This is a genomic window from Saccharopolyspora sp. NPDC002686, from assembly GCF_040295745.1.
GTDB classification, from domain to species: Bacteria; Actinomycetota; Actinomycetes; order Mycobacteriales; family Pseudonocardiaceae; genus Saccharopolyspora; species Saccharopolyspora oryzae.
This window is the reverse complement of record NZ_JBEOVY010000432.1, coordinates 1-5749: the sequence shown is the minus strand read 5'-3', so window position 1 is coordinate 5749 and position 5749 is coordinate 1. Positions and strand designations below refer to the sequence as shown.

General features: G+C 70.2%; 5 protein-coding genes and 1 pseudogene. 3 read left to right on the top strand and 3 right to left on the bottom strand.

What is annotated here, in order from left to right:
- Window positions 1-720: pseudogene (locus ABTZ89_RS34695) on the bottom strand (hypothetical protein); the annotation flags it as partial.
- Between the two features lie 101 nt (window positions 721-821).
- Window positions 822-1226 carry a DUF5318 domain-containing protein gene (locus ABTZ89_RS34690; RefSeq protein WP_270954194.1) on the bottom strand — a complete coding sequence of 135 codons (405 nt, stop codon included), beginning with the start codon at window positions 1224-1226 and terminating at the stop codon, window positions 822-824.
- A 226-nt stretch (window positions 1227-1452) separates the two neighbouring features.
- Between ABTZ89_RS34690 and ABTZ89_RS34685 the strand changes: the two genes are divergently transcribed.
- Window positions 1453-2013 (top strand): PadR family transcriptional regulator, encoded by a 561-nt coding sequence (locus ABTZ89_RS34685; RefSeq protein WP_270954196.1) that lies wholly within the window; start codon window positions 1453-1455, stop codon window positions 2011-2013.
- 20 nt (window positions 2014-2033) lie between these two features.
- Entirely contained in the window at window positions 2034-3131 is a 1098-nt protein-coding gene (locus ABTZ89_RS34680; RefSeq protein WP_270954210.1) for an inositol-3-phosphate synthase, read from the top strand.
- Between the two features lie 106 nt (window positions 3132-3237).
- On the opposite strand, the gene ABTZ89_RS34675 is transcribed toward ABTZ89_RS34680, so the two are convergent.
- The gene (locus tag ABTZ89_RS34675) at window positions 3238-4089 is read right to left on the bottom strand and encodes a GGDEF domain-containing protein (protein ID WP_351052851.1); all 852 of its coding nucleotides are present in this window, start codon (window positions 4087-4089) and stop codon (window positions 3238-3240) included.
- Window positions 4090-4390: 301 nt separating this feature from the next.
- On the opposite strand from ABTZ89_RS34675, the gene ABTZ89_RS34670 reads away from it, so the two are divergent.
- Window positions 4391-5689: a glycosyltransferase 87 family protein gene (locus tag ABTZ89_RS34670; RefSeq protein ID WP_270954199.1), complete on the top strand. Its 1299-nt coding sequence runs from the start codon at window positions 4391-4393 to the stop codon at window positions 5687-5689.
- Window positions 5690-5749 lie beyond the last annotated feature (60 nt).

Sequence of the window (5749 nt, the reverse complement as noted above, 5' to 3'; positions counted from 1 at the left end):
GCCTGCGGCAGCGGCGCCACCCGCACGACGGCGGTCGTCATCGCGGCCCGGCGTCTGCGGGATGTTCTGCGTCGGCTGCTCCGCGCTCGGCGGCTGCGGTGGCCGTCCCGGCGGCGGACCCGGCGGGGGACCCGGTGGCGGGCCTTGGCGGGTCTGCGACGGACCCGGCGGCGGCCCCTGCCGCCCGCCCGGCGGCGGACCGTTGCCCGGGCCCGGCGGGGGCGGCGGCACCTGGGAGTAGCTGGTGGGCAGGTCGAGCTTGCTCCCACCGGAGCCCGAGTTGTCCGAGTCCCCGCTCAGCCGCTTGGACAGCGCGGAGTCGTCGTCATCGTCGTCATCGTCGAACGACGGCGTCCACGCCCCGGTGCGCTCCTGCGGCGACTCCTCCTCGGGCCACTTCGCGTCGGAAGCGGGCACCGCGGGGTGCTGCTGGGTCTCCTCCACGTCCGGACCGCCGGCGGGCCACTGCTGGCCCTGCTGGTTCGGCGGGGGTGGTGGCGGACCAGGGCGCTGACCGGGCCGCGGCTCCTCGCTCGGCCACGCCGGTCCACCCGGCCCCGCAGCCGGCGGCGGTCCGGGCATCGGCCGCTGCGGCGGACGCGCCTGGTCGCCGGGTGGCGGCGGACCGGGGCGTTGCGGCGGGGGCGGCGTGCCACGACCGTCGGGCTGGGGATGCCTTGAGTGGCGGCCTCCGGGGTGGTCGTCACGCTCGTCGTTCACGAGTGGGCCTCCAGGACTGGCGTCGGGCGACGCCATGTGATGCGTTCACGTCGGGGTTGCGCCGCACCCGGCGCGCGGTCGTGTCGGGGCACGACCGGATGTCACTCCGCGGCAGTCTTGCGCCGGGAAGGCCGCTCGTTCAAGCCGCCGGTTCCCAAGACGTACGACTGCACCAGGTGGTTCCAGTTACATGTGCGGCATACCTCTACGACGTGGACGTTGAACTCCTCGAACACGGCTGCCATCCGGTCCAGCTCCTCTGGGGCTCGCGCCGAACCGGACGCGTGCTTGAGGGCATCGCCGAAGACCCAGGAGACCAGGGTCAACGGTTCCTTCCGGCACACCGGGCAGGTGACCCCGCTCGGCTCGCCATGGAATTTCGCCGCCTGCAGCAGGTACGGGTCGGCGTCGCAGACCTCCATCACCCCGACGCGGCCAGCGTGGACCTGCGCGAGCAGCGCCCTGCGCTGCAACGCGTAGTCGACCACTTGCCGTTGGGTCCGCACGACCACAGGGTACGTGCCGACGACGACTGCTCCATGCGCCGTTCAGGGCAGGCGCGTCGACCGGGCGCCACGTGCAGTGACGACCGCCACCTGCGGCCCGCTCGATCGTGGTTCCCGATATATCGGCGCGATATACTCCGCCAGGTGGCCCAACGGGATGCGCGCACGTGGCGCGCAGTCCGGTCCCGCACGAGGCCACCGATGATTTCGGGCCGAGGAGGTGCGGATGCTCGAACTCGCCGTGCTCGGACTTCTGCACGAGGCACCGATGCACGGCTACGAGCTGCGGAAGCGGTTGCACGACACACCAGGTGCTTTCCGCGCGTTGTCCTGCGGAACTTTGTACCCGACGTTGCGGAGGCTGCAGCGCGCCGGACTGATCGAGGAAGAACCGGACGCGCACGGCTGGGGCCGGCGGGCCCGCCGCGTGTACCGGATCACCCCGGACGGCGAGTTCCGCTTCACCGAGCTGGTCGGTGACTGCGGGCCGCAGGCCTGCGACGACAACGCGTTCGGCGTGCACATGGTGTTCTTCTCCCGCACCCCGGCCGAGGTCCGGCTGCGGATCCTGGAGGGGCGGCGGCGGCGCGTGGAGGAACGCCGGGACGGTCTGCGCAGCGCGCTGGCGCGCGACGACCGGTTCGACCGCTACACCCGGGAGCTGCACCGGCTCCGCCTGGACCACAGCGAACGCGAGGTTCGCTGGCTCGACGAAATCATCGAGAACGAACGCGCCGAGCAGGACGCTGCGGCGCGCGAGCAAGAACTGCAAGGACACGACAGATGACCAAGAAGGAGGGCCCTGCCATGGGCGGAGAACGGCCCGGTCGTACGGTGCGAGTGGCGATCGTCGGCGTCGGGAACTGCGCGGCATCTCTGGTGCAGGGCGTCCACTACTACGCCGACGCCGACCCGAACAGCCGGGTGCCCGGCCTGATGCACGTCGAGTTCGGCGAGTACCACGTGCGGGACGTCAAGTTCGTGGCTGCCTTCGACGTGGATGCGAAGAAGGTCGGTCGGGACCTCTCCGAGGCCATCGTCGCCAGCGAGAACAACACGATCAAGATCGCCGACGTGCCGCCGCTGGGCGTCACCGTGCAGCGCGGTCACACCTACGACGGCCTCGGCCGGTTCTACCGGGAGACCATCGAGGAGTCCGACGAGCAGCCGGTCGACGTCGTGCAGGCGCTCAAGGACGCCGAGGTCGACGTGCTGGTCTCCTACCTCCCGGTGGGCTCCGAGGAGGCCGACAAGTTCTACGCGCAGTGCGCGATCGACGCCGGTGTGGCGTTCGTCAACGCGCTGCCGGTGTTCATCGCCTCGGACCCGGAGTGGGCGAAGAAGTTCGCCGACGCGGGCGTGCCGATCGTCGGTGACGACATCAAGTCGCAGGTCGGGGCGACCATCACGCACCGGGTGCTGGCCAAGCTGTTCGAGGACCGCGGCGTGCACCTGGACCGCACGATGCAGCTCAACGTCGGCGGCAACATGGACTTCATGAACATGAAGGAACTGGAGCGGCTGGAGTCGAAGAAGACCTCCAAGACGCAGGCGGTGACTTCGCAGGTCGACCGCGACCTGGGCAAGCGCAACGTGCACATCGGTCCGTCGGACTACGTGCCGTGGCTGGACGACCGCAAGTGGGCCTACATCCGGCTCGAGGGCCGCGCCTTCGGCGACGTGCCGCTGAACCTGGAGTACAAGCTCGAGGTGTGGGACTCGCCGAACTCGGCGGGCATCATCATCGACGCGCTCCGCGCGGCCAAGATCGCCAAGGACCGCGGCATCGGCGGCCCGATCCTGTCGGCTTCGTCCTACTTCATGAAGTCCCCGCCGGAGCAGTACTCCGACTCGGTGGCCTACCAGGCCGTCGAGGACTTCATCGAGGGCAAGGCCGAGCGCTGACCCGTCCGAAACGAGAGGGCACCCGCGCGAGCGGGTGCCCTTCGTCGTTCACGGGTCTCCAGACCCACGCGCCACCTCCCTCCGTCGATCCTGCGAGCACCGGTTCTCAGTGCTGCAGCTGCTGCTCGGCCCTGGACAGGACCGAGTGGACCGGGGCTTGACCGTCGGTGGTCACCCAGGAGACGCGCAGTCCGGGGCGGACGCGCTTGCGGCCGACGCGCATCGGCCAACCGGCCACCTCCCGCGCCTGCTCGGCGATCGCTTCGCCGGTGCCGCTGGGGTGCTCGGCGATCACCGCGAACTCGTCGCCGCCGTAGCGGGCCACGGTGTGCTCGTCGCTGAGCCCTTCCCGCAGCCGGCCGGCAAGCGTGGTCAGCAGCTCGTCGCCGCGGTCGAAGCCGTGCTCGGCGTTGAAGTCCGCGAGCCGCTGCACGTCGATCAGCACCAGCGTGGACAGCGTGCCGCGGCTGCGGGCGCGCACCAGGGACTGCTCGAGGCGGTCCAGCAGCAGGACGCGACCGGGCAGTCCGGTCAGCGGGTCCAGCAGGCCGCGGCTGTGCGGGACGTCGGTGTGCACCGGCTGCAGCAGGATCAGCACCCGGCGGCGGCCCTGGACCTGCACCGCGTGGTAGTCCGCCCAAATCCGGCTCAGCGGCTGGCCGCTGCGGGCGATCACCATCGGGATGGACAGGGGGGAGCCGGCGCGCAGCACCTGACCGGCGAGATCCGCCCAGTCCGGCATCGCCGCACCGGTGTCGTCGCGCAGGTGCCAACCAGCGGGTCGGACGCCGGTGAGCAGGTCGGCCTTGGCCAGCTGCATGAGTTCGGCGGCGACGTCGTTGGTGGCCAGCACCTGCCCGCGTTCATCGGTCAGCAGCACACCGACGTTGAGCCCGCTGATGTTGTCGTCCCACACCGAGGTCAGCTGGGCTGCCGCGGTCACGTCAACAACACTCATTCGGCCCCCTCCTCCCCACCAAACGGAGCAGTCCGTCTGAGCCTCCCCTCCGACCACGTTCCTTTTCAAGGGCTCAGCTGCCACCCGTAATGGTGGTGTTCGCGCTGGACGGATAACGCTCCGTCAGTTCTTAACGATGCATTCCCTGATCGTTCACCTCGCCGAACGGCACTTGATGATTCGAGCAGGTGAAACATGAGGAAGTGGCACCGATCCCAAACCGGGCCTGCGACGGGCCCTCGCGGAACGTGAATCTCTACGCTTGTTCCGGGGGATCGTGTCCAGGCGAGGAGGACGACGCATGCCGGTGACCGGGAGCGCGCGAACACCGCTGGCCGACCGGTTGCACGAACACCGGAGGCTGCTGGCGGTCATCGCGGTCGCCGAACTGCTCGCGGTGGTGGTGGTGTCGACCATCAACACCCACGACCACATCGACGGCGAGGTGTACCGGCTGGGCGCGAAGGCGCTGCTGGACGGCCGCGACCTCTACAACAACCTCCCCGCGACCGAGTCCGGGCTGCGGCTGCCGTTCATCTACCCGCCGTTCGCCGCGATCCTGTTCGCCCCGCTGGCGCTGGTCCCGAAGGCGGTCTCGACCGCGGTGATCATGCTGGTCAGCCACCTCGCGCTGCTGGTCACGCTGTACATGGTGCTCAGCACGGCGACGTTCCTGCGGGCGCACCGCGAGCGGGTGCTGCTGGTGGTGGCGGCGGTGCTGCCGGTGGCCACGATCAGCGAGCCGGTGCTGGAGACCATCACCTACGCGCAGATCAACATCGTGCTGATGGCGCTGGTCGCGGTGGACTGCCTGTGGCGGACGGACGGGAAGCAGAAGCTGCCCTACCCGCGCGGTCTGCTGATCGGCCTGGCCGCCGGGATCAAGCTGACGCCGCTGGTGTTCCTGCTGCTGCCGCTGCTGCGCAAGGACGCGCGGATGATCGCGACCGCGCTGCTGACCTTCGCCGGCACCGCGCTGCTGGGCTTCGCGCTGACCTTCGACAACGCCCGCCGCTTCTGGCTGCAGGAGGTGTTCGCGACCAGCAACGTCTCGTTCGGCCCGAAGTTCACCGGCGACGCCTCGGTCTACGCGGGCAACCAGTCGCTGCGCTCGCTGCTGACCAAGATCGGGGTGAACCACCTGACCCCGGTGCTGGCCGCGGTGGCGGTGATCGCCCTGGTCATGGCGGTGCTGGGGATGCTGCACGCGATCCGGCAGCGGGACCTGCCGACCGCGGTGGTGATCAACGGCGTGTTCGGCCTGCTGATCTCGCCGATCTCGTGGTCGCACCACTGGGTGTGGGCGATCCCGGGGCTGGTGCTGCTGCTCGGCGCGGCCTGGACGCGGCGCGACTGGGCGCTGCTGCTGGCGTCGACGCTGGTCACCGGGCTGTTCATGATGGGCCCGCACTGGAAGGTGCCGCAGGGCAAGGGCCTGGAGCTGACCTGGAGCCTGCCGGAGAACCTGGTCGGCAACGCCTACGTCTACCTCGGCCTGTCCTTCCTGCTCTACAACGCGGTCCTGTGGTGGAACGCCCGCCGCGCGACGCCCGACGAGCCCACGGCGGCGCCCGAACCCCCGATCCCGGCCCGCACCTGAGCTGCCTGGTCAGGCCGCTGGAACGAAAAGAACCGGGGCGGGAGCTCGACAGCTCCCGCC